At 55.8% G+C, this 24,199-nt stretch carries 18 protein-coding genes and 1 pseudogene; 9 read left to right on the forward strand and 10 right to left on the reverse strand.

Annotated elements, in window-relative coordinates; genetic code table 11:
• Positions 1–14: 14 nt before the first annotated feature.
• From EDC28_RS17535 to EDC28_RS17550, 4 genes are all read right to left on the reverse strand, one after another.
• A complete protein-coding gene (locus EDC28_RS17535) occupies positions 15–4,091 on the reverse strand; it encodes a trifunctional serine/threonine-protein kinase/ATP-binding protein/sensor histidine kinase (protein ID WP_123422470.1) in 4,077 nt (1,358 codons plus the stop codon).
• Between the two features lie 552 nt (positions 4,092–4,643).
• Positions 4,644–6,290 (reverse strand): SWIM zinc finger family protein, encoded by a 1,647-nt coding sequence (locus EDC28_RS17540; RefSeq protein ID WP_123422471.1) that lies wholly within the window; start codon positions 6,288–6,290, stop codon positions 4,644–4,646.
• 187 nt (positions 6,291–6,477) lie between these two features.
• The gene (locus EDC28_RS17545; RefSeq protein ID WP_419179038.1) at positions 6,478–6,909 is read right to left on the reverse strand and encodes a HipA domain-containing protein; all 432 of its coding nucleotides are present in this window, start codon (positions 6,907–6,909) and stop codon (positions 6,478–6,480) included.
• Between the two features lie 346 nt (positions 6,910–7,255).
• Entirely contained in the window at positions 7,256–8,119 is an 864-nt protein-coding gene (locus tag EDC28_RS17550; protein WP_123422473.1) for a YicC/YloC family endoribonuclease, read from the reverse strand.
• Between the two features lie 156 nt (positions 8,120–8,275).
• Between EDC28_RS17550 and rph the strand changes: the two genes are divergently transcribed.
• The 6 genes and pseudogenes from rph (at position 8,276) to EDC28_RS17580 (ending at position 14,331) form a co-directional block, all read left to right on the forward strand.
• Positions 8,276–8,989, forward strand: coding sequence for a ribonuclease PH (rph, locus tag EDC28_RS17555; RefSeq protein WP_123422474.1), 714 nt, complete (start codon positions 8,276–8,278; stop codon positions 8,987–8,989).
• A 44-nt stretch (positions 8,990–9,033) separates the two neighbouring features.
• A complete protein-coding gene (pyrE, locus tag EDC28_RS17560; RefSeq protein ID WP_123422475.1) occupies positions 9,034–9,675 on the forward strand; it encodes an orotate phosphoribosyltransferase in 642 nt (213 codons plus the stop codon).
• Between the two features lie 194 nt (positions 9,676–9,869).
• Positions 9,870–11,966 (forward strand): TonB-dependent siderophore receptor, encoded by a 2,097-nt coding sequence (locus tag EDC28_RS17565; protein WP_123422476.1) that lies wholly within the window; start codon positions 9,870–9,872, stop codon positions 11,964–11,966.
• Between the two features lie 152 nt (positions 11,967–12,118).
• On the forward strand, positions 12,119–12,562 hold the full coding sequence (tnpA, locus tag EDC28_RS17570; protein WP_123422477.1) for an IS200/IS605 family transposase: 444 nt from the start codon (positions 12,119–12,121) through the stop codon (positions 12,560–12,562).
• Positions 12,563–12,747: 185 nt separating this feature from the next.
• A pseudogene (gene tnpA / locus EDC28_RS17575) lies at positions 12,748–13,185 on the forward strand (IS200/IS605 family transposase).
• Between the two features lie 90 nt (positions 13,186–13,275).
• Entirely contained in the window at positions 13,276–14,331 is a 1,056-nt protein-coding gene (locus tag EDC28_RS17580; protein WP_244946607.1) for an IS630 family transposase, read from the forward strand.
• On the opposite strand, the gene EDC28_RS17585 is transcribed toward EDC28_RS17580, so the two are convergent.
• Complete coding sequence (locus EDC28_RS17585) at positions 14,285–15,232, reverse strand: IS30 family transposase (RefSeq protein WP_123422478.1); 948 nt, start codon at positions 15,230–15,232, stop codon at positions 14,285–14,287. The genes EDC28_RS17580 and EDC28_RS17585 overlap by 47 nt on opposite strands.
• A 360-nt stretch (positions 15,233–15,592) precedes the next feature.
• Complete coding sequence (locus tag EDC28_RS17590; protein WP_244946608.1) at positions 15,593–17,572, reverse strand: winged helix-turn-helix domain-containing protein; 1,980 nt, start codon at positions 17,570–17,572, stop codon at positions 15,593–15,595.
• 233 nt (positions 17,573–17,805) lie between these two features.
• On the opposite strand from EDC28_RS17590, the gene EDC28_RS17595 reads away from it, so the two are divergent.
• The 3 genes from EDC28_RS17595 to EDC28_RS17605 are packed head-to-tail and all read left to right on the forward strand — an operon-like array spanning position 17,806 to position 21,120.
• Positions 17,806–18,498 carry a helix-turn-helix transcriptional regulator gene (locus EDC28_RS17595; RefSeq protein ID WP_170164166.1) on the forward strand — a complete coding sequence of 231 codons (693 nt, stop codon included), beginning with the start codon at positions 17,806–17,808 and terminating at the stop codon, positions 18,496–18,498.
• A complete protein-coding gene (locus EDC28_RS17600; protein ID WP_123422480.1) occupies positions 18,498–19,058 on the forward strand; it encodes a hypothetical protein in 561 nt (186 codons plus the stop codon). The genes EDC28_RS17595 and EDC28_RS17600 overlap by 1 nt, the downstream gene beginning before the upstream one ends.
• A 58-nt stretch (positions 19,059–19,116) precedes the next feature.
• Positions 19,117–21,120, forward strand: coding sequence for a S9 family peptidase (locus EDC28_RS17605; RefSeq protein ID WP_123422481.1), 2,004 nt, complete (start codon positions 19,117–19,119; stop codon positions 21,118–21,120).
• A gap of 232 nt (positions 21,121–21,352) precedes the next feature.
• Here EDC28_RS17605 and EDC28_RS17610 read toward each other — a convergent pair whose 3' ends face one another.
• The 4 genes from EDC28_RS17610 to coaBC form a co-directional block, all read right to left on the reverse strand.
• Positions 21,353–21,724 carry a DUF5362 domain-containing protein gene (locus tag EDC28_RS17610; RefSeq protein WP_123422482.1) on the reverse strand — a complete coding sequence of 124 codons (372 nt, stop codon included), beginning with the start codon at positions 21,722–21,724 and terminating at the stop codon, positions 21,353–21,355.
• A gap of 43 nt (positions 21,725–21,767) precedes the next feature.
• Positions 21,768–22,352: a nucleoid occlusion factor SlmA gene (slmA, locus tag EDC28_RS17615; protein ID WP_050658905.1), complete on the reverse strand. Its 585-nt coding sequence runs from the start codon at positions 22,350–22,352 to the stop codon at positions 21,768–21,770.
• 97 nt (positions 22,353–22,449) lie between these two features.
• Positions 22,450–22,908: a dUTP diphosphatase gene (gene dut / locus EDC28_RS17620; RefSeq protein WP_050658904.1), complete on the reverse strand. Its 459-nt coding sequence runs from the start codon at positions 22,906–22,908 to the stop codon at positions 22,450–22,452.
• Positions 22,908–24,104, reverse strand: coding sequence for a bifunctional phosphopantothenoylcysteine decarboxylase/phosphopantothenate--cysteine ligase CoaBC (gene coaBC / locus EDC28_RS17625; RefSeq protein WP_419179039.1), 1,197 nt, complete (start codon positions 24,102–24,104; stop codon positions 22,908–22,910). Before coaBC ends, dut begins: the two co-directional genes overlap by 1 nt.
• Positions 24,105–24,199 lie beyond the last annotated feature (95 nt).

Raw genomic sequence — 24,199 nt, forward strand, 5'->3', positions numbered from 1 at the left:
ACCGCCGGGCTTTTTTATAACCCGCCGGTGCTGGCCTGGGGCTGGGCTACCGGCAGGGTGAGCACCATCACGGTGCCGTTGGGGCTGGTGCTGGCGATATCGAGGGTGCCGCCGTGCACTTGGGCAATGGAGCGGCAGATGGCCAGGCCCATTCCCAGGCCGCTGTCTTTGGTGGTGAAAAAGGGATTGAAGATCTGGTCGCGGTCGGCGGCGGTAATGCCGCTGCCGTTATCTTCAATGGTCAGCACCACGAAGTTGTCACGGCGGCTGGAGGTGATGCGCAGGTGCCGGTTGCCGGGCTCTGTCTCGGTCATGGCGTCCAGGGCGTTGGTCACTAGGTTCAAGACCACTTGTTGCAACTGGGTACTGTCAGCCAGCACCCATTCATTGGCATTGAGCTGCGTTTCTATATCGGCGGCCGAGTCGGTCAGTTCGGTGCTCAGCACCCCCAGTACCGCTTCTACCACCTGGTCGAATTCAAGCAGGCTGAGCTGCTCTGGCGCTTGGCGGGCGAGGGTGCGTACGGCTCTGACGATATCACCGGCCCGCAGGCCCGCAGACTCAATGGCCTGCAGGTTAGTGGCCACCTCCTCCATATTGGGGGGCGTGAGTTTCAGCCAACGGCTGGCTGCCGCAGCATTGGCCACCATGGCCAGCAGCGGTTGGTTTATCTCGTGAGCCAAAGAGGCGGCAAAGCCCCCCAGCACCCGCAGGTGAGAAGTATGGATAAGCTCGTGGCGGGCGCTGGCCAGAGCCGACTCAGTTTGCAGCTGCCGGGTACTTCGGCCCAGCAACTCGGCATAGAGGTGGCTTTGGTGCAGGGCAATGGCTGCGTAATCGGCAAACTGCTTGAGGGCCTCCACTTCCGACAAGGCAAAGGCGTGGGTCCGGGAGTTGTTCTCGAGGTAGAGCACGGCCACGGTGCTGCCTTGCGCTTTTAACGGCAAACAGAGCAGGGAGTGGACCGGGTGTTGCTCCAAACTGCTGGCGTGCTGCTCGGTGGCCTCGGCAATGGCGTTGTCGAACACCAAGGTTTTACCGGTTTGCACCGCCAGGGCTACGATGGAGAGCGGTGCATGCTGGTTGGTCAGGGGTGTTGCGTTTTGATAAAGCTGCACTTTATTGCCCGCCAAGCTGGCGCTGGCGGTCAGTTGCAACTGCTGTTGCTGTACGCAGATAAAGAGCGCTGTTTGGGCCGAGCTGAGTGCCAGAGCGTCTTCGAGCACCTTTTCAATCAGCAACTGGCGACCGGCACTGTGGCTGATGTCGCGCAGGGGTTTTAGCGCCAGCTCGGTTTTGGGGGCCAACTCGGCTCCAAACTCGGCGCTGAGCTGCTTGACCTTGGCATGGGCTCCCCAGTCCCGGTACGCCGTCAGGGCCTTTTGCAGATAATTGCCGGCCACTTCCTGCAGGTGGCAGGCACTGGCGCAGCGGGCCGCCAGCTCGTAGGCCAGGGCATTTTCATGGATGAGGTTCGCTGCCTGGGCGGCGCGAGCTGAGCCTTCATAGGCGGCAAGGGCTGCAATGCTGTCGCCAGACATCAGTGCCAGCTCGGCATCAAGCAGCAACACCTTGTTGTTAAAGGTAAAGGGGTTGCGCTGTGCGTAACTGGCCAGCACGGCGCGGCATTCCAGTGCATGGCCCGCGGCTTGAGGGTGGCGGCTTTGAATATGACAAAGCGCATTGAACAGGTACCAATCGGCCAGTTGGATGTGAGCCGGGGTTGCCCAGCGCCACTCTTTGGCTTCGGCCAGCGCCGCCATGGCGGCGCCCAGGTCTCGAAACAAAAAGGCTGCCATGCCTTCAAAGAGTTGCCGCCAAAAAAGCAGCGGCGAAAGGGTGCTTTGGCCGGCGGCTTTAATGATGTGCCCGGGCTTAAAGCCGTCCTGGGCCATGGTACAGGCATAGGCCCGCTGGGTATTGAGGATATCTTCAACATCCCGGAAACCCACTTGCCTGGCAATAAGCAGGCCCCGGCCAATTTCATCTTGCACCAGTTGCAGGTGCTCGCCGGCCACCATCATGTTGCCGGCCACATGGTTACAGGCGTAGCAGGCCATGGGCAGGTCGCCGCTGGTTTTGCCAAAGGCAAAGGCCTCGCGGGCTTGCTCCAAGGCGTAGCTGAGCGGCAGCGTCCAGGCACTGACTTGGTCAAGTGCGATCAATACCGCCGTTTTTGAGCTGTGGAAATGGTGCTTGTCGATTAACTGCTTCGCTGTCTGAGCCAGACTCAAGCCGTCGCGAACCGCGTCGTGGCGGCTGGCAATGGAGACTCCAAACCAGGCCAGGGCGTAGCAGGAGGTGTCGGTCAGGCCATGCTTAAGGGTCAGCTCCACCATTTTGGCCAGGTGCAAAAACATCAGGCCGTCATTGGCGAAGAAAGACGACTGCAAGGTCGCCAGCAGCCCCATGGCGGTTTCAGTGGCTGGGTCTTTCAGTAGTTGTAGCGCCAGCAGGCCGTCCGGCCCCAGGGCGTTTATCTTGGCCATGACCGATTGGTAGGTCTGGTCTAGCAGTTGCGGGCTGGGCTGGCGGGGCAGGTCGATATGCAGCTGCTTGAGGCCGTCCAGGGTTATCTCGGTGGCTTCCTCATAACGGCCCCGCAGGGTCATCATGCTGGCTTTGAAGGCGATGGCTTGGGCCAACTGCTGGGGGCTGGCCGAGTTGTTGATGAGCGACTCAATGGCCAAGGCGGTGCTGTCGGTGCCTGCATCCTCCAGCAAGCCTTCGCAGCGCAGCGCTTCAATCTCCCAAAACTGCGCCGGGTTGTAACTGGCGCTTTTGCTAAAGGCCATGGCCGCGTCCAGATACAGCCGGGCGCTGTCCAGCACACCGATTTTGCGGGCCAGGGTAGCGGCGGTTTTAAGTACTCGGATAAAACGCCCGGCATCAATAGGGCTTACCGGTAGCTGCGCCGATTTGGCAAGCTGCCCGGCCAACAGCAGCAGGTTGTCCCGCGATTTGTTGTAATTGAGATCCAGCATGGCGATGGCAATACGCCGGTGCAGGGCCTGGCGTTCTGTCGCCGACAGCAGCCGGTAGGCGGCGTCTTGCACGGTGTCGTGGCAGAAATTCCAGTTACAGGCATCCCTGTATAAAAGGGACTGCGCCAGGGCCGCATTCAGGGCCGGACCCAGCTGCTGCTCTGTCAGGTTGGCGCACTTGCTGAGCAAAGGCCCCTCGATAGTGGCGCCAATACCGGCTGCCAGTTTCAGCAGCTCACGGGTTTGCTGGGGCAGCTGATTAATCTTGTCGCGAAGCAGCCTTTTTAAGTCGTCACTGCTGGGCCGCGGGTGCTGGCCCTCTTCGCCAAGGCTTTTCATCCGTTCCAGCAGCAAGCCAACATAAAAAGGATTGCCGCCGGTTTCTTGAAAGATGCGCGCCGATAACTGCGGTTGGTTGTGGCCGGGGAGCGAATGGGCAAGCCAGGTCTGTACCGCGCTTTGCGTCAGGCCGGCCAATTGTAGGTGGGTGACCTTCAAGGCGCCCTGGTGCACCTTATTTAGCACCTGGCTCAGGGCGCCGGCGTCCAGCTCGGTGCGGTAGGTACCGATCAGCAAAATATCCTGCTGGGCGCCAAGGGCAAAAGCGGGCAGCAGGGTCAGGGAACCTTGGTCGAGCCATTGCAAGTCGTCCAGTACCACCACCAGCGGGTGCCCGGGAGAGGAGAGTTGCTCAAAGCAACCCAAAAACCGCTGGTGCAGGTTGCTCTGAGCCTGGGCCGAAGACAACGTGGCGGTGGGTACCAGCTCGCGGCCAAAGTGCTCGTCGTAGGGTAAAACCGTGAATTCGTTAAAGCCCTTGTTAAAAAGCTCCTGCTGAGTGGCATGGGCTTGAGGGCCGGTGACCGAGCGCAGCGCTTTGGCAAGGCTGGAGTAGGGCACTTTGAACTGGCTTTGGTCCGCCTTGGCGATGGCGGCCGAGTAACTTGGGTGGCGGTTCAGGAACGCTTTGGCCAGGGCGGTTTTGCCAACTCCGGCGGTGCCAGAAATAAGCACTATCTCGCAGTAGCTGGTGCGGGCTACGCGGTTATAGGCTTGCTCTATTTGTGCAAGCTCGCTATCCCTGCCAAGGAGCTGATTGACTGCCATAGCGCTAACCCTTTGCCCGATAAAGGAGGGCAAAATATCCGGTGTTTGAAGAAACCTCCCGGACCTACTGACTTGCCAAAGGCGCAATGAGGTAAAGAGGAGTCGGTAAAATAGCTAGCTTTAAATACCAGATTTATTGATAAATTAATAATATACCGAAGTATCATTGCCAGCTTTTCCGGTCGAGTATCTCGCCTCTCGCTGGCTTTATACCAAGCCATTTTCGACGCAAGTGCGCAATTGCCCTTCGTTTCCCAGACACCACCCAGTTAGATAAGCCGACTGCGTCCTAAGCGGTGCTTGTGAGCAGTAAATGCCACCCTGAGCAGTTCAACATCGAAGCGGTCAAGTAAATCACTGCCTTTGGCCATATCCTGCCGATGTGGCCAAACGCTTAGCTATCACCACAACTGGAATGGAGTCCCATACACTATTTCCCTTCAGCGCTGATGTGAACAACTCGGATCTTGTCACGGCCAGTTATCACCGCTCTGCTGTTGCCAGGGGCTGATGGCCAGTTTTACCCGGCCATCATGCTGAACAACGACAGGGCTAAAAGTGCTCCTTCAACAGCGCCAGCATATTGCGCTTGCGCCGGTATTGATCAGCCAACTGTTCGATGGTGTCCTGGAAGGGCTTCAGTGAGTGACCTTGGTCGCGTAACTGCTTTTGCAACTGCGACAGGTGAAGGATGGCTTGCTGGTAGGCATCGTTATGGGTCTGCTCAATCAGGGGCTTGACCACCTTCAGCACGAGGGCGATGGCCTCGTCGGGATGCCACTCCAGCAGCTCTTCTGACAAGGCCAGCAATAGCCCTGAATTGGCGCTGTGGTTTTTGGTCCACTCCCTTGCCTTATCCAATTGCCGCTGTTCGAGGTAAAAGGCCAGCAATGCCTCGCCACCTTTTTGCTCGAAGCACGATTCCACCTGCGCCAGGAAGTCAGGGCTGGGCTGGCCCAGCTGGCCATATAACTTGGCAAGCTCCTGGTAGGCTTCATAATTTGGCGCTTCGGTGAACAGTTGCCAGGCCAGTGACCAAGCTCCCTGACTGTCACCAAAGGCCAGCTTCACTTCGACCTCGTGATGGCGGCAGGCATTCTTTTCGTGGCGGCTTTTGGCTGAGGCATAGGCCCTGTCCAGCCAGGCCTGGGCCTCGTCTTGGGCCTGGTGCGCCAGGCAGAGCTGGCAGAGGGCCAGGAAATCGTCGCTTTGACTGGCCAGCATGGCCCGGATGCGCAACTGTTCGCGCCAGTCGTCGTTCTGTATGGCCAAGGCCAGCAAGGGCGCGGCATAACGACTCATGCGCCAGGTGTACTCAAAGTCTGGGGTTTTTCCCTTGAGCACCTTGGTCTCTTTTTGTAATGCCTGCTCACAGAGTGCGCCCAAGGCATGCCGCGTTTCGGCACTCAAGCTGAAATCCTCAGGAACCCTGGGGAAGATGTCCTGGTCGTTATCCAGGTTGTCGAACAACCATTGGGCTTTTTTCTGGTCGCTCCAGTCGAGGCGGTCGAAGACGGTCGCCAGTTGTCGGCACAGTTGCTCTTCGACGGCGAAGCGGTTGCCGCCCGAGTCGTCCAGCCGTTCCAGCACCAGGTTGAAACGTTTCAGGGCATGGTTGACCAAGCTCCACTGGTCTTCGGTAGCCAACCTGGCCAGGACGGGCCAGAGGATGTCCAATTGCTGCTCCGCATCAAGGAAGTAGTCTCGGACTTCGTCCCAATCCCAGAGGCTGCGCAGTGGCAGGGCCTGGGTAAGGCGCTTTTTCAACTCGGTGACACTGAGTGGCTGCTTGGCTGAACGTACCTGTAGCAGCCACTTCTGCCACAGGTGAGGGCTCTGCTCCAGGCAGCCCAGCACTATCTCCACCAATTCATCGGCGGCCTTGTCGGCGAAGTGTGCCCTGAGCTGGGCCCTTTCATCGTTTGCCGGTTCTACACCCTGGTTGGCGAGGCTGAGGCGCAAAGCTACCGCCACCCCATGTTTGCAGAGGCTTTGGTACTCGGCGGCGGGGCAGCTGCAAAAGGCCCGACCTGAATGGAGATCGATTTGGACCTGATAAGGCCGGGATCCCTGCACCATTGCCGTGCAACGTTCGGCCCCCAACTTGAACTGCAAGACCTTGTTCTGAGCCAACAGTTGCATTCCCTTGGCGAAAGTGGCGCTGCCTGCTTCGGCCAAGATCTGCTGTTCGTTCAGCATTATCGTTACCTTATCTGTTCTTTGTTGCGGTGGCGTCGGCTGGTCGCCGTTGGTGAGGCCTATTTTACAGGAAGCGAAGGGTGATGGGCTGCGAGTCAAAACAGCAAACCAAGAGCCGGTACGACCTCACATCACAAACGCATGCTTGTCGCCAGACTCGTCGGCCTGCAGTGGACACAAAGACCATTTATCCGTGTGCTTTGTGTCTACCTGCTATTGCTGGTGGCCTTGCTCCCAAATAAAGCCCCACACCAATCCGTGGGATCGAGGTGAGTTGGCGGATGTTGTCATCAATTTGGCGTTGGCTGGCGTGCAGGGGGTCTGCGGTGACCTGACGCGGTAAGAGGTGCTTGGTCAGGCTTGTAAAGTGACTGGCCCCATCGCAGATCTTGCCGATGATGTCACTGACTTGAGCCTCTGACAGTTCAGCCTCTTGCACGCCAAGCTGAAGCAGCTGCTTTCGACCAATCGCCATCGCCTCGCCCATCACGTCCATCTGATGATAACCACCCGGTCCCTCGCAGGAGGTCACATCATAAGCGGGAGCCAGTGTCCAGGTGCCGGTGGGCGACATGAGGTAGGCGAAATTCTTGGGGTGATCATCTCTGTTGTCGAACACAAGGTTGAAGACGACCCGCTCAAAGACCTTGGCCTTCTCTCGCAGTCACGATTAACTCTTATATTGTGTGAATTAACTCTAGTTATTTGGTTTTAGTGCACAATTTATCGGATTTACGATGCGCTATATGGCGGACCTATTCTTCGACGGTTTGGTGCGTGTGGCGAGATGGGTGGTACTGAAGAAGGCTTGGTATTAAAGGAGAGTTGTGCCGGATTGTACTACCCAAAGTACTCCCCAAAAGTGGGTGGCTTGGGTGAGATGGATAAAGATCGTCATAGACAACGGGCATAAAAAAAGGCCCTATTATCAGGACCTTGTGTATTTCTGCATCGCTTGCTGTCGCTTATTCGATATTCTGGATCTGCTCGCGCATCTGCTCAATCAGTACCTTGAGTTCGACCGAGCTGGCGGTGATCTCACTGTTGATAGACTTGGAGCCCAGGGTGTTCGCCTCGCGGTTGAACTCCTGCATCATAAAGTCCAGGCGGCGGCCGATGGCGCCTTTGGTCTTGAGGATTTTGCGGGTTTCTTTGACGTGAGACTCGAGGCGGTCAAGCTCTTCGGCTACGTCAACGCGGCTGGCCAGCATCACCATTTCCTGCTCGAGGCGGGCAGGGTCTAGCTCTACTTTGGCTTCTTCAAAGCGGCTTTGCATGCGCTCGCGCTGCCAGGCCAGCACCTCCGGCATTTTCTCCCGCACCTTGGCCACTTCCGCCAGCACGCCGTCGAGGCGGGCTTCGATAAGGGCTTTGAGGTTTTCCCCTTCGCGGCCACGGGCGGCGATAAAGTCTTCCAGGCCTTCGTCAAAGGCGGCCAGTAGCGCTTCGCTGATGGCGTCAAGGTCGGCTTCCGGGGCGTTCATCACGCCGGGCCAGCGCAGCACGTCCAGCACGTTGATTTGCGCCTGGGGCGCCTTGGCGGCCAGCTCGCTGGCGCGGGCCATCAGCATCTCGGCCAGGGCACTGTTAAAGGCCAGGGCATTGGCGTCGGCGGTGGCGGCGTCAAAGCGCAGCTGGATTTCCACTTTGCCGCGGTTCAGTTTGGCGCGCAGTTTTTCACGGATGACGGGGTCAAAGCTTCGGAAGGATTCGGGCAGGCGCAGGTAGGCTTCGAGGTAACGCTGGTTTACCGAGCGAATTTCCCAAGAGGCGGTGCCCCAATCAGCCCGTACATCTTTACGGGCAAAGGCGGTCATGCTGTAAGTCATAAGGGTTGTCCTTATTGGTTTGGGCCCAGTATACCCACAGAAGGGGCCTGGCGTGAAAATCGCTTCTGCGGCACCGCTCACCTTGTGGCCCCTGGCCGTGGCCGCAGATGGCCGCTTCCCCTATAATGGCGCCACCTCGGACCCACAGGATTATCCATGCGACACAGCGGCAGAACCCCCAGCCAGACCCGTCAGGTCACCCTTACCCGCAACTTCACCGGCCATGCCGAAGGCTCGGTGCTGGTGGCTTTTGGTAACACCAAGGTGCTGTGCACCGCCTCTGTGGTGGATGGCGCGCCCCGTTGGCTCAAAGGCAAGGGCCAAGGCTGGGTGACCGCCGAATACGGCATGCTGCCTCGCTCCACCCACACCCGGAACGACCGGGAGGCGGCCCGTGGCAAGCAGTCTGGCCGCACCATGGAAATTCAGCGCCTTATTGCCCGCAGCCTGCGCGCCGCGGTGGATCTGACCAAACTGGGCGATGTCACCATCACCGTGGACTGCGACGTGATCCAAGCCGACGGCGGCACCCGCACCGCGGCCATTACCGGCGGCTGTGTGGCGCTGTTTGACGCCCTTAACTGGATGGTTGAGCAGAAGAAGGTCAAGGAGAATCCCTTCAAGCAGATGGTGGCGGCGTTGTCGGTGGGTATCGTCGCAGGTGAGGCGGTGTGTGACCTCGACTACATCGAAGACTCCAGCGCACAAACCGACATGAACGTGGTGATGACCGAAGATGGCCGCATGATTGAAGTGCAGGGCACCGCCGAGGCCGAGCCCTTTAGCCGCCAGGAACTGAACGCCATGCTGGATCTGGCCGACAGCGGCATCCGTGACCTCTTTGCTGCCCAGCGCGCTGCGCTGGCCTGATTGTATTGACGGGGCATTGGCCCCGTTTTTTATAGGACCAACTCATGAAAGCCTATCAAAAAGCCTTTATTGAATTTGCTATCGAACGCCAAGTACTGCGCTTTGGCAGCTTTACCCTCAAATCCGGCCGCCAGAGCCCCTATTTCTTCAACGCCGGCCTCTTTAACACCGGCCGCGATCTGGCCAAACTGGGCCGTTTTTATGCCGATGCCCTGGTGGATTCCGGCATCGAATTCGACCTGCTGTTCGGCCCGGCTTACAAGGGTATTCCCATCGCCACCACCACCGCTGTGGCGCTCAATGACCACCACGACCGCGACTACCCCTACTGCTTTAACCGCAAAGAGAAAAAAGATCACGGCGAAGGCGGCAGCCTGGTAGGTAGCCCACTTAAAGGCCGGGTAATGCTGGTGGACGATGTGATCACCGCCGGTACCGCCATTCGCGAGTCCATGGACATCATCCAAGCCGAAGGCGCCGAGCTTGCCGGGGTGCTGATTGCTCTGGATCGCCAAGAGAAGGGCAAGGGCGAGCTGTCGGCTATTCAGGAAGTGGAGCGCGATTTCGGCTGCGCCGTGGTGAGCATTATCACCCTGGCCGACCTCATCAGCTACCTGGAGCAAAAACCGGAGCTGGCAGAATCTTTACAAGCGGTACGGAACTATCGCCAGCAGTACGGCGTCTAACCCGGCGTTGCAAGTAAACACGGATGTTTAGGCGTTACGCCTTTTCAATTGTCTGCAAGGACTATGGCCAGATGTGATGTCTGGCCTTTCTTTTATCTACACCCCGCTAACACCCGCGCCGGTGGATTTGCATTGAAATGAGAATGTTTTTCATTTAAATTCTTCCGCCATTGTGGTTTCAACCCGGGCTGGAAATGAAGTCTTTTGCCTTGCTCCCCCTGGCGGCCTTTGCGGCGGCCTACAGCCTGCCGATACTGGCAGCGACCGATGACGCCAACAACAGCGACATAGAGCGCATCACCGTCAAGGGGCGGGCCCAGTCCATGTACCGTATTGATGACGGCTCGGTGGCCATGAAAACCGCCACCCCTTTGGAGCGCACCCCACAGTCGGTGCAAATTCTGCCGCTCTCCTTGATTGAAGATCAGGCCGCCACCGAGGTGACCGACCTCTACCGCTCCATCAGCGGGGTGAGCCAATACAACTACGCTTCGGTGACCTTCCGGGGCTTTCGCCAAAATGACGTGCGCTACGACGGCGTGCGGGGCGACCCTTATGGCGATGTTTCCACGCCGCAGCTTTTTAATATTCAGCAGGTGCAGGTGCTAAAAGGCCCTAGCGGCGCCCTTTATGGCGCTGGCGACCCGGGCGGCCTGATTAACTACGTCACCAAAAAGCCCGGCTACCAGGCGGATAAACGCATCAAGCTCACCACCGGTAACGACGATTTTGTCAGTGGCAGCCTGGAGCTCTCCGGCCCTTTGACCCAAGCCGCCGACCAGCGCTATCGCCTCGGGCTCTATCAGGACCACGAAAACCCCTACCGCTGGAATACCGACAACCGCCGCCGCATCATCGACACCGGCTATGCCATCGATTTAAGCGATGCCAGCACCCTAACCCTGCAACTGACCGACGTGCGCCAAAACGAAGCAGGCGCCCGGCTCCGGGGTATACCGGCCGACAGCCAAGGTAACTTCCTGGCCAGCATGCGCTGGAATGCCAACGAGAAGTCCGATTTTCTGCGCCTTACCGCCACCGTTTTCCAGGCAAGGCTCGACCACGATTTTAACGACTGGCTGTCGGCCGACGTAACGGTGCGCTATTTCGATAACACCGAGCGCCAGAAGTACCATGAGCCAGCCAGCGCCGACGACACCAACGGCGATGGCCTGGCCGACTACACCGAGCGCCAGTACCGCGACCAAACCCGCGACACCAAGGCTGGCTCGGTTACCGCCAACCTGGTGGCCGAACTGGGCGCCCATACCCTGCTTTTGGGGGGCGATTTTTCCCATCAAAAAGAAGATTTCTACTACCAGCGAGCCCGCACTGCCGATGGCGTAGTGGGGCTCAGTTACAGCAACCCCCAATACGGGGTGACCGACCCGGCCAGTTACCGGATGCGGCTAATAACCGATTCTGACACCACCGCCGAGCGTTACGGCTTTTACCTGCAGGACCAGTGGCGTATCACCCAGGCTTGGGATATTACCGGCAGCGCCCGCCTGGACGGTTTTGACGACAAGGTGCTGGACAACATCGCCGGCGGCGAAGAGCACTATAACGACACCGGTTTTTCCTACCGTTTGGGCAGCACCTATAAGATCAACGAGCACTTACATCCCTATGTAAGCTGGTCTACCGGCTTTACCCCCCAGGATGTGTCGAGCCAGCTGGCCAGCAATGGCGGGCCTTTCGACCCGGAAGAGAGCAAGCAGGCCGAGCTTGGGCTGCGCAGCTATTGGTTTGATAGCGCCATCAACCTCAACCTGGCGGCCTACCATATCGAGCGCAAAAACATCCTGCAGACCGACCCAGATGATACCGACCGGCAAATTGCCCTGGGCAAGGTGCGCAGCCAGGGTGTGGAAGTGGATTTATTGGGGGATCTCAGTGAGAACTGGGTGATTAACGCCAACTACGCCTACAACGACGCGGTGGTAAAAGACGCTACCAGCGGTATCAGCCGCTCGGTTGGCAAGCGTTTTGCCAATGCCCCGCGCCATCAGTTCGGGCTCTGGACCCGCTATGACATCACCGCCTTGGATTCGGCCATCGCCTTTGGCGCCGATTATGTGTCCGAGCAGTTCGACCAGGACGGCAACCGCATCAAGCCCTACACCGTGTTTGATGCGTCCTGGCAAACCCAGTGGCAGGCCTGGCAGTTCCAGCTCAATGTCAAAAACCTCTTTGACAAGGCCTATGCGGTAAGCGGCCTTTTAGGGCGCACCGGCCAGTTCCCTGGCGAGCGGCGCCGGGTATACGCCTCGGCCAGTTACCGGTTCTAAAAAAGAAGGAGGCTCAGGCCTCCTTTTTTGTTTTCAGCGTTAAACCACCTCCTATGGAGGTGGTGATCGTCAAGTCGGGGCTATGCCCGTAGAGAGCCCACGCTAGACACTAGCCAACGATTGCTACCAACAGTCGAAGGAGAGTAACTAGCGTGAGCCGTTACAAATCATCATCGCACGTCTACTGGCGCCTGCAATATCACATCGTCTGGACCCCGAAATACCGGCACCGGATTTTGAAGAACAATGTAGGAAAAGAGGTTTACCGAAGTATCTACGTGTACTGCAGCATGAAACAGTGCGAGGTATTGGAGTTGAATGTCCAAGTGGACCATGTCCATTTGGTGGTAAGTGTTCCGCCAAAATTGTCGATATCGGAGTTGATGGGTTTCTTGAAGGGACGTAGCGCAATACGGTTGTTCAATAAGTTTCCATACCTGCGCAAGCAAAAACTTTGGGGAAACCACTTTTGGTCTAGAGGGTACTTTGTGGACTCAGTCGGTGTGAATGAAGCGATAATCAGACGTTATGTGCGTCACCAAGAGAAAAAAGAGAAAGAGTCAGAACAGCTAGAACTACTGTCAGTGGGCTCATAAAGACGAAAGCCCCCTTCTAGGGGGCCTTCTCTCAAAGCCACCTTCTAAGAAGGTGGTTTTTTACTTTCAGCGTTAAACCACCTCCTATGGAGGTGGTGATCGTCAAGTCGGGGCTATGCCCGTAGAGAGCCCACGCTAGACACTAGCTAACGATTGCTACCAACAGTCGAAGGAGAGTAACTAGCGTGAGCCGTTACAAATCATCATCGTACGTCTACTGGCGCCTGCAATATCACATCGTCTGGACACCGAAATACCGGCACCGGATTTTGAAGAACAATGTAGGAAAAGAGGTCTACCGAAGTATCTACGTGTACTGCAGCATGAAACAGTGCGAGGTATTGGAGTTGAATGTCCAAGTGGACCATGTCCATTTGGTGGTAAGTGTTCCGCCAAAATTGTCGATATCGGAGTTGATGGGTTTCTTGAAGGGGCGTAGCGCAATACGGTTGTTCAATAAGTTTCCATACCTGCGCAAGCAAAAACTTTGGTGAAACCACTTTTGGTCGAGAGGGTACTTTGTGGACTCAGTCGGTGTGAATGAAGCGATAATCAGACGGTATGTGCGTCACCAAGAGAAAAAAGAGAAAGAGTCAGAACAGCTAAATAACTGTTCCGAATAGTAGATCACTCAAAGAAGGGAACCCGGGTCCGTTTGTGCGATCAGATCTGTCGCCAAACAAAAACCTACCGCCGGACACCGGGTTCTCGCCATGCTACCACGACTCAACGCCACCGAACGACGTGAACTGACCTCGCGTCTCCATCGCACCTTAGACAAGGCCCTCTGCCGCAGGCTCAACGCCATTCTCTTGTTGGATAAGGGGCATTCCGTGTCCTCCACCGCCGCGCTCTTGGCCGCTGGACGTTCATCGGTGCGTCGCTGGTTGGATTGGTATCAAGAAGCAGGTCTGGATGGGTTGGAAAGCTTGCAGGCGGGGCGCCGTCGGCGTTTGCCCTACGCGCATATCACCGCCTTGCTCAAGGCCTTGACCGCGCTCACGCCAACGGACTTCGGCTACCAACGGTCGCGTTGGAGCACCGAAATCTTGGCTATGGAAATCAATAGGATGCTCAATAGCACTCTGTGCGCATCCACCGTCCGCCGCTGGCTGCCTCGTATCGGCATTGTCTGGCGCCGGGCCGCGCCAACGTTGCATATCAAAGATCCCTATAAGGCCGAGAAGATGCAGGCTATCGAACAGGCCCTTAGCCAGTGCAGCCACAAGCATCCGGTGTTCTTTGAAGATGAAGTGGATATCCACCTCAACCCGAAAATGGGAGCGGACTGGATGCCGCGAGGCCAGCAACGACGGGTGGCCACGCCGGGCCAGAACGCCAAGCACTATCTGGCGGGCGCGCTCCATGCCAAAACCGGGCGAGTGCTGTATGTCTCGGGGCAAAGTAAGGACTCGGGGTTGTTCATTGCCATGTTGAGCAAGCTGCGCAGCACCTATCGGCAAGCGAAAAGCATCACCCTGGTGGTGGACAACTACATCATCCACAAAAGCCGGAAGACGCAGCGCTGGCTGGCCGACAATCCCAAGTTCAAGCTGGTGTTCCAGCCGGTTTACTCGCCCTGGGTCAACCGTATAGAACGGCTCTGGCAGGCGCTGCACGAAACCATTACCCGCAATCACCGATGCAAAACGATGTGGCAATTACTGGGCAGGGTTCGTCACTTCATGGAGCGCGAATTCAACTCTGAAGTGCAACACCCGCCTATGCTGCTTGTAGGTATTCTTGGAATACCAGCGCTGGCTGCCTGAACCCCAAGCATTTGCGCGGCTGCAGGTTTAATCGCTGCTGTGCCATCCTGACATCCTCGGTGCTGACCGTGCACAGATCCGTGCCCTTCGGGATGTACTGGCGCAGCAGGCCGTTGAAGTTCTCGTTCAGGCCGCGCTCCCAAGGACTGTAGGGGTGGGCGAAGTAGAAGTCTGCCGCCAATGCCTTGGCGATGGCCTTATGCTCCACGAACTCGCTGCCATTGTCCGCCGTTATGGTATGCACATGGGCCTGGTAGGGCTTGAGCATATCGATGATCGCCTCGCTTACCTCACTGGCCTCTTTGGTTTTGACCTTGCGCACCAGGTAGAAGCGGCTCTTGCGTTCGGCCAGGGTCACCAAGGCACCACTGCCTTGCTTACCCAGCACCGTGTCCACTTCCCAGTCGCCAAAGCGTTCCCTACTGTCGACGATGGCGGGACATTCCTCTATTGAGCGGCGCTCGGCTATCACCGCACGCTTAGGGTGGCGGCCCTTGCGGTAGCGCTTATGGCCCTGGCGCAAGGCCTTATAAAGCTTGCCACCTCGGGCCTTATCGGCGGCGACATGACGATAGATCCATTCATGGCTCACCGGCCGGCTGATGCGATGGCTGAGCTGACTGATCTGTTCCGGACTCCACTGCCAGGAAAGGGTCAACTCGACATACTCAAGGGTCTGCGTAGGCACCCGGTACTTGCGGGCCTGGGCCCTGCGTGTCGAGGTGGCAGCATGCGCCTGTTGTGGCTGATAAACCCCGTCCAGACTATTGCGCTTGAGCTCCCGGTACAGGGTGGTGCGGTGGACGCCGATGGCTTTGGCGACGTCGGCCCGGGAACACCCCTGGGCGATAAGGGCGGCGATCTGGTATCGTTTGCCCTCGGTCAACTGCTGATAACTCATGGTGATACTGCTTTGTCTTTGGCGAGAAGAAGCGTACCACTGTCAGCAGTTGGCCAACTCCCGCCGTTCATCCATGAGTGTTGCACTTATTATCTGAATTCCCGAGACCGTTTCACCCTTCCCTGGCAGTGGTCATGGTATCCGCAAGGTGGAGCACAATTAGGATCAGTTATTTAGAACTCCAGGCTGTACTGCTGAGTGCGTTTTCCGGTCTTGTAAGCAGGCATCGACGTCCTCTCAGTGAGTTAGCGATGCGTGTCCGTTAAAGTGGGTAAAGTCCACCATTCAGTTAAATAAAGAATTTAAATAAATATTAAGTGCTGATTCTTTGTCTTTTAAGATTATGTTTTCGGTAAGCCCTTATAATGAAAATAATCGAAATGAACTAGATAGCAGACTTTGTGGTTGCTGATTTAGTAAGAGGGTAAGTTGATTTTTTTCATTTAGATTGATATCTAATAAACCTCGAATTCTCAGTTCAATTGAGGGGGGCTGCTCACTCCCTACTTTAATTTTATAAATATCAGTGACATAAGGTCTTGGCTCTGTGAACCATAAGTAGCTATCATCACTTACTATCCAAGTACTTTCTGGGGACAGGTGCAATGGTTTACTAAAGTAGATAATATCTCCACTTTTGCTTTTTGACTTGATTATTCCATCTCTACTATCTACCCAAAATAGTTTTCCATTAATAAAAAACCTTATCCTCTCGTGTAGTGCCAATGCGGATAAGCTGTTATTTTTATAATTCCATAACAATGTCTGCCAACCAGCGGGAGATAATGTGATAAGCCATAATGCATCCATGTTTGGAACTGGTATAGCTTGTTTAACATCTCCTTGAGCATCTAATCGGTATTGTAGAGTTCCCTTTTCTTTATTTATTATTTCCAATTTATTGTTTTTAAATATAACAATGCTTTTATTTTTTTCAATCGATGTCAAAACTTGAATCAAATTATTGCTGGTGGCTAAAATTTTCTGATCGCTTATGTTTTTTAGGATGTAGCCTGATGGTTGGTGATCAATGAAGACTGAACTGTCATTAAGTACGGGTAACATGTGAGGATCGAGGAATGTCGTATTAAAAAGTTCAAGATGCCCTGAACGTTCGATGTAGGTATTTAGGTGCTGAGTTGTATCCTTATCTTCTTCATGAAGAACTTGCACCTTTCCAGCGTAAATAGAAAAGTCAATTATTTTGGTTTTTTTGGATAGATTTGTTCGTACATCGAATTTCTCTAAAGCACCTGTTTTGTTGTCTAACTTATATAGTGAACTTTCAGTGGCGAGTTTTAATACTGAATCTTGCCAGCGTAACTGTATGATCTTTTCAGGGATGTCATTATTTTTAATTTGTAAGTTGTTCTTTAGATCCAAAAGCCTTAATGTGCTGCCCCGTAAACTCGGATATGACATGGCCAGTATATTTTCATCGGATGATAAGCTGGCAATAAATGGAGTTTCCATTTTTGCGTCGCTTATTGGAAACGTTTTCTCATTTTTTATTTTAAACAAGTAGGATTGATAAGTATCATCTTGTTTTGGCCTCATTGTAATAAGAAATTCGCCGTTGTTAACAATCGACATATGCACTAGGGTAGAACAGTTTAGCGATATTTTTGACGATTTTTTTGTTTTGATATCGACCTTGAGTAAACCGCAGCTATCAATACTCTGCCAGCCTACCCATATCGTATTTTTTATAAAAATTGGACTTAGCAAAGGGTCATGTGAAAAAGCCAGTATTTCGTCATTCCTGGTTTCATCCGGGCGATAAAATAGCTGGTATCGGGTATCGCCAGGAGAATAACCGATATAGGCATAGTCACCATTTTGCGGGTTTCTTGTCACCGCTAGAACATGCTCTTGTACAAGGGTATCAATCTTGAAAAATGTGGTGTTAGCAATAAAGATGAATAAAGTTATAAAGGCGATGTAGAGAAATGAATAAAAGACCTTCTTCCATTTTATCCGAAATTTATTTTTAGGACGTTGACTTTCCTCTTCCTTCTCTTCTTCCTCTACGTCACAAACAAATTTATAACCCTTTTTGACTACCGACTTGATATACTCGGCTTCTTCACCGTTATCATCAAAGAGTTTACGTAGTTTGCTGATGGTGCGTCTGACGGCGGAGTCGCTGACAATGCGACCAGACCAAACGTTTTCGTGTAGTTCTTCTAAGGAGACGTAACGGTCACGATTATCGAAAAGATAAAAGAGGATCTCCTGAACTTTCGCTTCGAGGGCGATCTCATTTTTATTTTCGTCCAGCAAGAGCTGCTGCTGGGGATTGATATAAAAACGTCCTACTTTTAACACGTTACGTGCCAACCTATTTCCCTGATAGGACTATTATTATCAGATGTATCAATGGCGGTAAATGCCTAGTGACGGCATATAGGTCATTGATTGCTAACCCGTGATGTAAAGCCCTCTTGCCTGCCAGTGCTGTGTGACTTTCGTGTGACTTGGCAAAAGTCACCCCAATATCAGCTGCTCCTTATAGTCATACCAAAGCCATGTTCCTACTGTGGAACCACACCACGGTCGTTAAGGATAAGAACATGGAAGGGCACATTGATATCTGTAGCGTTCTGGCTGATGCCAGGGCCATTGACAGCAGGGCCAGCCTGGGCCAGAGCCTGGGCAACCTGACCCGTCAGCTTGGCGCCACCCACTACTGGTTTGCCATGCACAAACCCCTCACCCTGACTCGCCATGATGTACTGAGCCTGCACAACATTCCTTTCGAGTGGGGCGCTGGCCTGACCCAAAGCAAGACAGTGGACTGCCCTGTCGCGCAATACGCCTCGGAGCACACCGAGGTTACCGCTCTGTCCCCTCTTTTAAAAAAGAACTATCAACAGGCACTAAAAAGCCAACGGCTGATTGGTTTGGTAACGCCGGTTCATGGTATGGGACTGTCTTTTGGTAGCCTGACCTTCTTTTTCCGCGACCCGGATAGTGTACGATTCTTCAGTGCCAACGTGGATTTGCTGGCTGCCATATTCCAAGTGCTTCATCAGCAGGCTAACCGCATTTTAATGGAGGAAGCGCAAAATCCGAAACTTAGCCCAAGGGAAAAGGAATGCCTTAAGTGGGTGTCTGAGGGTAAAACCACCTGGGAAGTGGCCAAGATTTTGAATATTGCAGAAAGGACAGCTTCATTTCACCTCAATAATGTGTTAGCAAAGACGCAAAGCGAAAATCGCAACCAGGCGATCACCAAGTTACTTTTGAATGGAAGCATATTTTAATGACAGGAAGTCAGGCCATTAACGGCTTCGCCAAGTTCTCCGTCAGCTTTTGTGTGCTGGCATTGGCTGTTGCCGTGTTTTTAAAGACCGAGCCCGGGCGCTACACCCTGGACTTGTTCTTTAACAATAACGCCAGTTTTCTCTCACTGGCGGAAAAGGAAAAGCAGCACAACCTGAATATGAAGATAGATCTTTCTACCAAGGTAGTGGTGCAGGGAAAAAATGCGCGGTTGGGTGATTTTATCAACAGGGATACCCTTATCCTGCCTTATGTTGAGAACTGCCCATCCTGCGATGAGCTGGTACATTACCTGGGTCAACAACGCGATGTGCCTTTTCTAGTCATTGCTTTTGATGATGAAAAGGCGCCGGCCATGGCCGATGCCAGTAACCGCAATATGGTGGTGCTTTCTACAGCTGCTAAACCCAGCGTGCTTTATATGGACGCCATCTTGTCGCCGGTGCTGTATGAAGTTGACGGCGACGGGGTAATAAAAGCCAAATACCCGGGTTTTTCAGCGGACAAGGTGGCCGATTTGGTTAATCGGCTGCGGGGCTAACCAGGCCAGGCCCAGTTGGGCATAATGGTGGCAAATTTGTATTGAGTCAGGCTCTGCCATGCCGCCCATTGCCGCGAAAAAAAACCACATTCATCATTGCCACGGCCACCAGCGCCACGACCCCTACCACTGGCTGCGCGACGACGAGCGCAAAAGCCCAGAGGTCATGGCGCATCTTGAGGCTGAAAACCATCATGCCCAATCGCTGCTGGCGGTAAACGGTGAGCTCGAGCAGCAGCTTTTTGACGAGATGCGGTCACGCACCGCCCCAGAAGACGCCAGCCTGCCCTGGTGGGATCACCTTTGGCAGCTTCGCGAGCGCACCTTGGACGGCAAGGAATATGCGCTGGTGGAGGGGCGGCGCAGTGAAGATGCCCCCTGGCAGTTGCTGCTGGACGGCAACCAGTTGGCCGGGTCAGCCAGTTACTTTTCCTTAGGCGACATGGCCTTCAGCCCCGACGGCAACTTGCTGGCCTACAGCACCGACCACAATGGCGATCGCAGCTATGAGGTGCAGTTGCTGGATTTAACCAGCGGCAAACTGCTGGACCACCACTTCCCTGCCATCAGCGGCGAATTGATCTGGGGTAGCGATAGCCAAACCCTCTATTACCTCACCCTCGACGACAGCCTGCTGCCTTATCGCCTTAACCGCCAAGTGCTTGGCCAGGCGCCACAGGTGCTCTACGAGGAGACCGACAACACCTTCTGGCTGGGCATGGGCGAAAGCCGCGACCGCCAATGGCTGCTGCTGTCTTGTGCTGCGACCTTGACCTCGGAAGTGCGGCTGTTGCCCCTGGATGGCAGCAGCGACGTGCCAGCGCCATTTTGGCCGCGCCGCGACGGCATCGAGTACAACCTTGATCGCCTCGGCGCGCGCTTTGTGGTGCTCAGCAATGAAAATGCCCTTAATTTCAAGCTGCTAACCGGCACTGGCCCTGATGCCATGAGCCAGTGCCAGGCCCATAACCCGGCGGTGTTACTGGAAGATTTTGACCTGCTGGATACCGGTATTGCCCTGCTGGAGCGCTTTGAAGGCCAGCCTCGGGTGCGGATCCTGCAAGGTGACGCCAACCAACTGCTCACCTGGGACGCCGAGGTGCACGATGTCTGGCTTGGCCACAGTGACAACACCGGCGAGCTGCTAGTGGGTTACCAAAACCCGCTGCAGCCCCCCAGTCTTTATCGCATCGACGCGGGTCTTACCAAGACGCTGCTTAAAACCAAGCCGGTGCCCAATGTCGAGCCGGCCCTTTACGACTGCAAACGTATTGAAGTACCGGCAAGAGACGGCGCCTTGGTGCCGGTCACCCTGGTGTGGCGCAAAGACAACTTTAAAAGCGGCACCAATCCCTTGCTGATCGACGGCTACGGCGCCTACGGCATCAGCATCGACCCTGGCTTTTCCATGGCGCGTCTCAGTCTATTGGATAGAGGCTTCGTGGTAGCCATGGCCCACATTCGCGGCGGCCAGGAAAAGGGCCGCGCCTGGTATGAAGGGGGCCGGCGCCAGCATAAATGGCACAGCTTCCATGACTTTATCGACGTCACCAAAGCGCTGGTTGCCGAAGGTTACGGCGCTCACGACCAAGTGTTTTGCGAGGGGCGCAGCGCCGGTGGCCTGTTGATGGGCGCCGTGCTCAACGAAGCGCCTGAGCTTTATAAAGGAGCGCTGGTGGGAGTGCCGTTCGTGGATGTGGTGTCCACCATGCTCGATGACAGCCTGCCGCTGACCACTGGCGAGTACGACGAATGGGGCAACCCCAATAACCCTTCCGATTACTTCCTGATGCTCTCGTACAGCCCCTACGACAACATCCGCCCCCAAGCCTACCCGCATATCTATGTGCGAAGCGGCCTGCACGACACCCAAGTCGCCTACTGGGAACCGGCCAAATGGGTGGCCAGGCTTCGGGAACTGAAAACCGATAACCACTTGCTGCTGCTGGAAACCGAGCTGGAGGTGGGCCACGGCGGCCTTTCCGGGCGTTATCAGCGCTTTAAGGAAATCGCCCGCGACTTCGCCTTTGTGCTGGCGCTGGCCAGCGGCAAGCTGGGATAAAAAGGCGCTAGTTGGCGTAATGCTGATCAGTTAGCCACTTTCTTGAATAATTATGCTTGTTTTGTTCAGCGTGTGGATGAAAGCATTTAACAGCTGTTCTTTAGGATAAATGTAGTTACAGCAAGGGCTCCAGAAGGAATGACTAAAATCCCTCTGGAGCCCTTTATTTTGCTGGCATTTGCTTAACTGACTGACATTAGCCTTTCGACGCCCTTTTTATTAGGGGGACGGCTCAGTGATAGCCGCCCATGCCGGCCATACCTGCCAAGAGTCCTATGCCGCCAAGCAGCATAAACAGCACGGTGATGGCCAGGCCAATCAGCACTGTTACCCCCATCAGGGTGAAGTAGGTCTTGAGCTTGGCCAGAGCGTCAGTGAAGGCTTCGACCGAGCCACTGCGCTCGGCCGCTTCAATGGCAGAGCCGGCCTGCATCAGCAGTACCCCCATCCATATCGGCAGCCAGGCCCACAGCAGGCCCACCAGGGTAATGGCTTGCAGAGCGCCGGTGATGATGCCCATCACGCCGACAAACTTCATCCAGCCTTTGGCCTGGAACAGGGGGGTAGACAGCTTTTGCACCAGGCTTTGCTGTTCGGTTTCCATAACGATCTCTCCTTGGTTGGTGGTGGCTTCCCTGGCAAAAAACTCAGAGCAGCTGTTGTTCGATAAGCTGCCACTGGGCATTGAAGCCGTCAGTGGGCTTGTGTTTAAAGCCCGAGCGTACGAACTGGCCGATGCGGCCCTCGGTGAAGGCCAGCAGCAAGTTGGCCAGCACGCTTTCGTCAACGCTAAAGGCTTTGCCTTCACGCAGGCGGCGCTCACGCAACACTTGTTTTAGCTGGGTTTCGAGCTTTTGGAACAGCAGTTCGATGCGGTCGCGCAGCCTTTCTTGCTCGCCCTGCAAGGCGTCACCGTTGATGATGCGGGTCAGGCCGGGGTTCTTCTCGGCAAACACCAGCAGCAAATGCAGCATGTGGTGGATGCGGGTCAAGGTGTCTTTTTCGTCACGCAAAATCAGGTTGATGCGGGACAGCAAAGACTCTTCGATAAAGTCGATGAGGCCTTCAAACATCCGGGCCTTGGAGGGGAAATGGCGATACAGAGCAGCTTCAGACACCCCGACCTGGGCGGCCAGTTTGGCAGTGGTGATCCGTTGTCCTGCTTGGGTTTCCAGCATCTGAGCCAGACTTTGCAGGATCTGCTCCCGGCGACTGGTTTTGGCATTGGCCATGGTACTACTTCCCTGCAAAATGAAGCGGGGCCTCTAGTGCGAGACCCCAAGAAGTAGGCATAGTTTATCTTGTGTTCAGGATGGAAAAAAGCGCTGGTCAGTGCCGCCCGGAGTGTCCGAAGCCCCCTTCACCGCGTTCGGTTGCCTGAAACTCGTCCACCACCTCAAATTGCGCCTGCACCACTGGCAACAACACCAGTTGGGCGATGCGCTCGCCGGGGGCGATGGTGAAGCTGTCGTTGCCGCGGTTCCACACCGACACCATCAGCTGGCCTTGATAGTCGGAATCAATCAGGCCCACCAGGTTACCCAGCACAATGCCGTGCTTATGGCCAAGGCCGCTGCGGGGCAGGATAGTGGCGCACAGGTTCGGGTCTTGAATGTAAATGGCAAGGCCGGTGGGAATAAGGGTGGTCTGGCCCGGGGCCAGCTCGATGGCGGCGTCGATAACGGCGCGCAGGTCGAGGCCAGCCGAGCCTTCGGTAGCGTAAGCGGGCAGGGGGAATTCGGTGCCGACCCGGGGGTCGAGAATTTTAAGTTGGATAGCGTGTTTCATCAGTGCTCGCTCAGTCGGTTGGCCAGGATTGCCAGCAATTGCTCGGCCAGTTTGGCCTTGGAAGCCTGGGGCAATACCTGGGTCTGGTCTTTGCTAATGAGGGTCAGTTGGTTGTCGTCAGTGCCGAAGGCCAGGCCGTTGCCCACGGCGTTGGCGGCGATAAGGTCAAGGCCCTTGCGTGCCAGTTTGCCTTTGGCGTACTGCTCCACATCGCGGGTCTCGGCGGCAAAACCTACCACCAGGGCCGGGCGCGCCGCCATGGCGGCCACATCGCTGATGATGTCGGGGTTTTTAACCATCTCCACCGACAGTGTGTCGCCGTCTTTTTTGATTTTGTGCTCGTTGGCCGCCACTGGCCGGTAATCGGCCACGGCCGCGCAGCCGATGAAAATATCGCAGCCGCCGGCAAGCTCAAGGGCCGCGGCGTGCATCTCAAGGGCCGAGCCCACGTCGGTGCGCTTTACGCCCGCCGGTGTGGCCAGCGCCACCGGGCCGGTTATCAGCTCTACCTCGGCGCCCATGGCGGCGGCAGCAGCAGCAATGGCAAAGCCCATCTTGCCGGAGCTGTGGTTGGAGAGATAACGCACTGGGTCCAGTGGCTCGCGGGTTGGGCCAGCGGTCAGCACCAGGCGTTTGCCAGCCAGGGGCTTGGGCCCGAACAGCCCTTCAACCTCAGCCACCAGTTCCAACGGCTCTTTCATGCGCCCTGGGCCCACATCGCCGCAGGCCTGCTCGCCGCCGTTAGGGCCCCAGATGTGCACGCCACGGCGCTTGAGGGTAGCCAGGTTTTCCTGGGTCGCTACCGCCTTGTACATCTGCTGGTTCATGGCCGGCGCCACCGCCAATGGAGCGCTGGAGGCCAAAATCAGGGTAGTGAGCAGGTCGTCGGCGAGGCCGGCGCTGACGCGGGCCAGCAGGCTGGCGGTGGCCGGGGCCACCAGAATCAAATCGGCCCAGCGGGCCAGCTCGATATGGCCCATGGCCGCTTCGGCAGAAGGGTCGAGCAGGCTGTCGCCCACCGGGTTACCCGACAGCGCCTGCAGGGTCAGCGGGGTGATGAACTCCTTGGCGGAATCGGTCATCACCACCCGCACGTCGGCGCCGCGCTCTTTGAGGCGGCGCACCAAGTCGGCGCTTTTATAGGCGGCAATGCCGCCGCTGATGCCCAGCAATATGCGTTTTGTCGAAAGACTCATGATTGGCAGGTCCTGCTCGCTAAGGCCGCTACGATAGCACATTTCCCGCCCCGCCTGACTAAGCTTCAGCTTGAGTGTTTTCGGCCGTTACAGGT

Origin of the sequence: Gallaecimonas pentaromativorans, from assembly GCF_003751625.1 — a bacterium.
GTDB lineage: Bacteria > Pseudomonadota > Gammaproteobacteria > Enterobacterales > Gallaecimonadaceae > Gallaecimonas > Gallaecimonas pentaromativorans.

Bases quoted from the DNA above. Each gene is read 5' to 3' on its own strand.
- EDC28_RS17535 (WP_123422470.1), bottom strand. From the start codon at position 4,091: ATGGCAGTCAATCAGCTCCTTGGCAGGGATAGCGAGCTTGCACAAATA.
- EDC28_RS17540 (WP_123422471.1), bottom strand. From the start codon at position 6,290: ATGCTGAACGAACAGCAGATCTTGGCCGAAGCAGGCAGCGCCACTTTC.
- EDC28_RS17550 (WP_123422473.1), bottom strand. From the start codon at position 8,119: ATGACTTACAGCATGACCGCCTTTGCCCGTAAAGATGTACGGGCTGAT.
- rph (WP_123422474.1), top strand. From the start codon at position 8,276: ATGCGACACAGCGGCAGAACCCCCAGCCAGACCCGTCAGGTCACCCTT.
- pyrE (WP_123422475.1), top strand. From the start codon at position 9,034: ATGAAAGCCTATCAAAAAGCCTTTATTGAATTTGCTATCGAACGCCAA.
- EDC28_RS17565 (WP_123422476.1), top strand. From the start codon at position 9,870: ATGAAGTCTTTTGCCTTGCTCCCCCTGGCGGCCTTTGCGGCGGCCTAC.
- EDC28_RS17580 (WP_244946607.1), top strand. From the start codon at position 13,276: ATGCTACCACGACTCAACGCCACCGAACGACGTGAACTGACCTCGCGT.
- EDC28_RS17585 (WP_123422478.1), bottom strand. From the start codon at position 15,232: ATGAGTTATCAGCAGTTGACCGAGGGCAAACGATACCAGATCGCCGCC.
- EDC28_RS17595 (WP_170164166.1), top strand. From the start codon at position 17,806: ATGGAAGGGCACATTGATATCTGTAGCGTTCTGGCTGATGCCAGGGCC.
- EDC28_RS17600 (WP_123422480.1), top strand. From the start codon at position 18,498: ATGACAGGAAGTCAGGCCATTAACGGCTTCGCCAAGTTCTCCGTCAGC.
- EDC28_RS17605 (WP_123422481.1), top strand. From the start codon at position 19,117: ATGCCGCCCATTGCCGCGAAAAAAAACCACATTCATCATTGCCACGGC.
- EDC28_RS17610 (WP_123422482.1), bottom strand. From the start codon at position 21,724: ATGGAAACCGAACAGCAAAGCCTGGTGCAAAAGCTGTCTACCCCCCTG.
- slmA (WP_050658905.1), bottom strand. From the start codon at position 22,352: ATGGCCAATGCCAAAACCAGTCGCCGGGAGCAGATCCTGCAAAGTCTG.
- dut (WP_050658904.1), bottom strand. From the start codon at position 22,908: ATGAAACACGCTATCCAACTTAAAATTCTCGACCCCCGGGTCGGCACC.
- coaBC (WP_419179039.1), bottom strand. From the start codon at position 24,104: ATGAGTCTTTCGACAAAACGCATATTGCTGGGCATCAGCGGCGGCATT.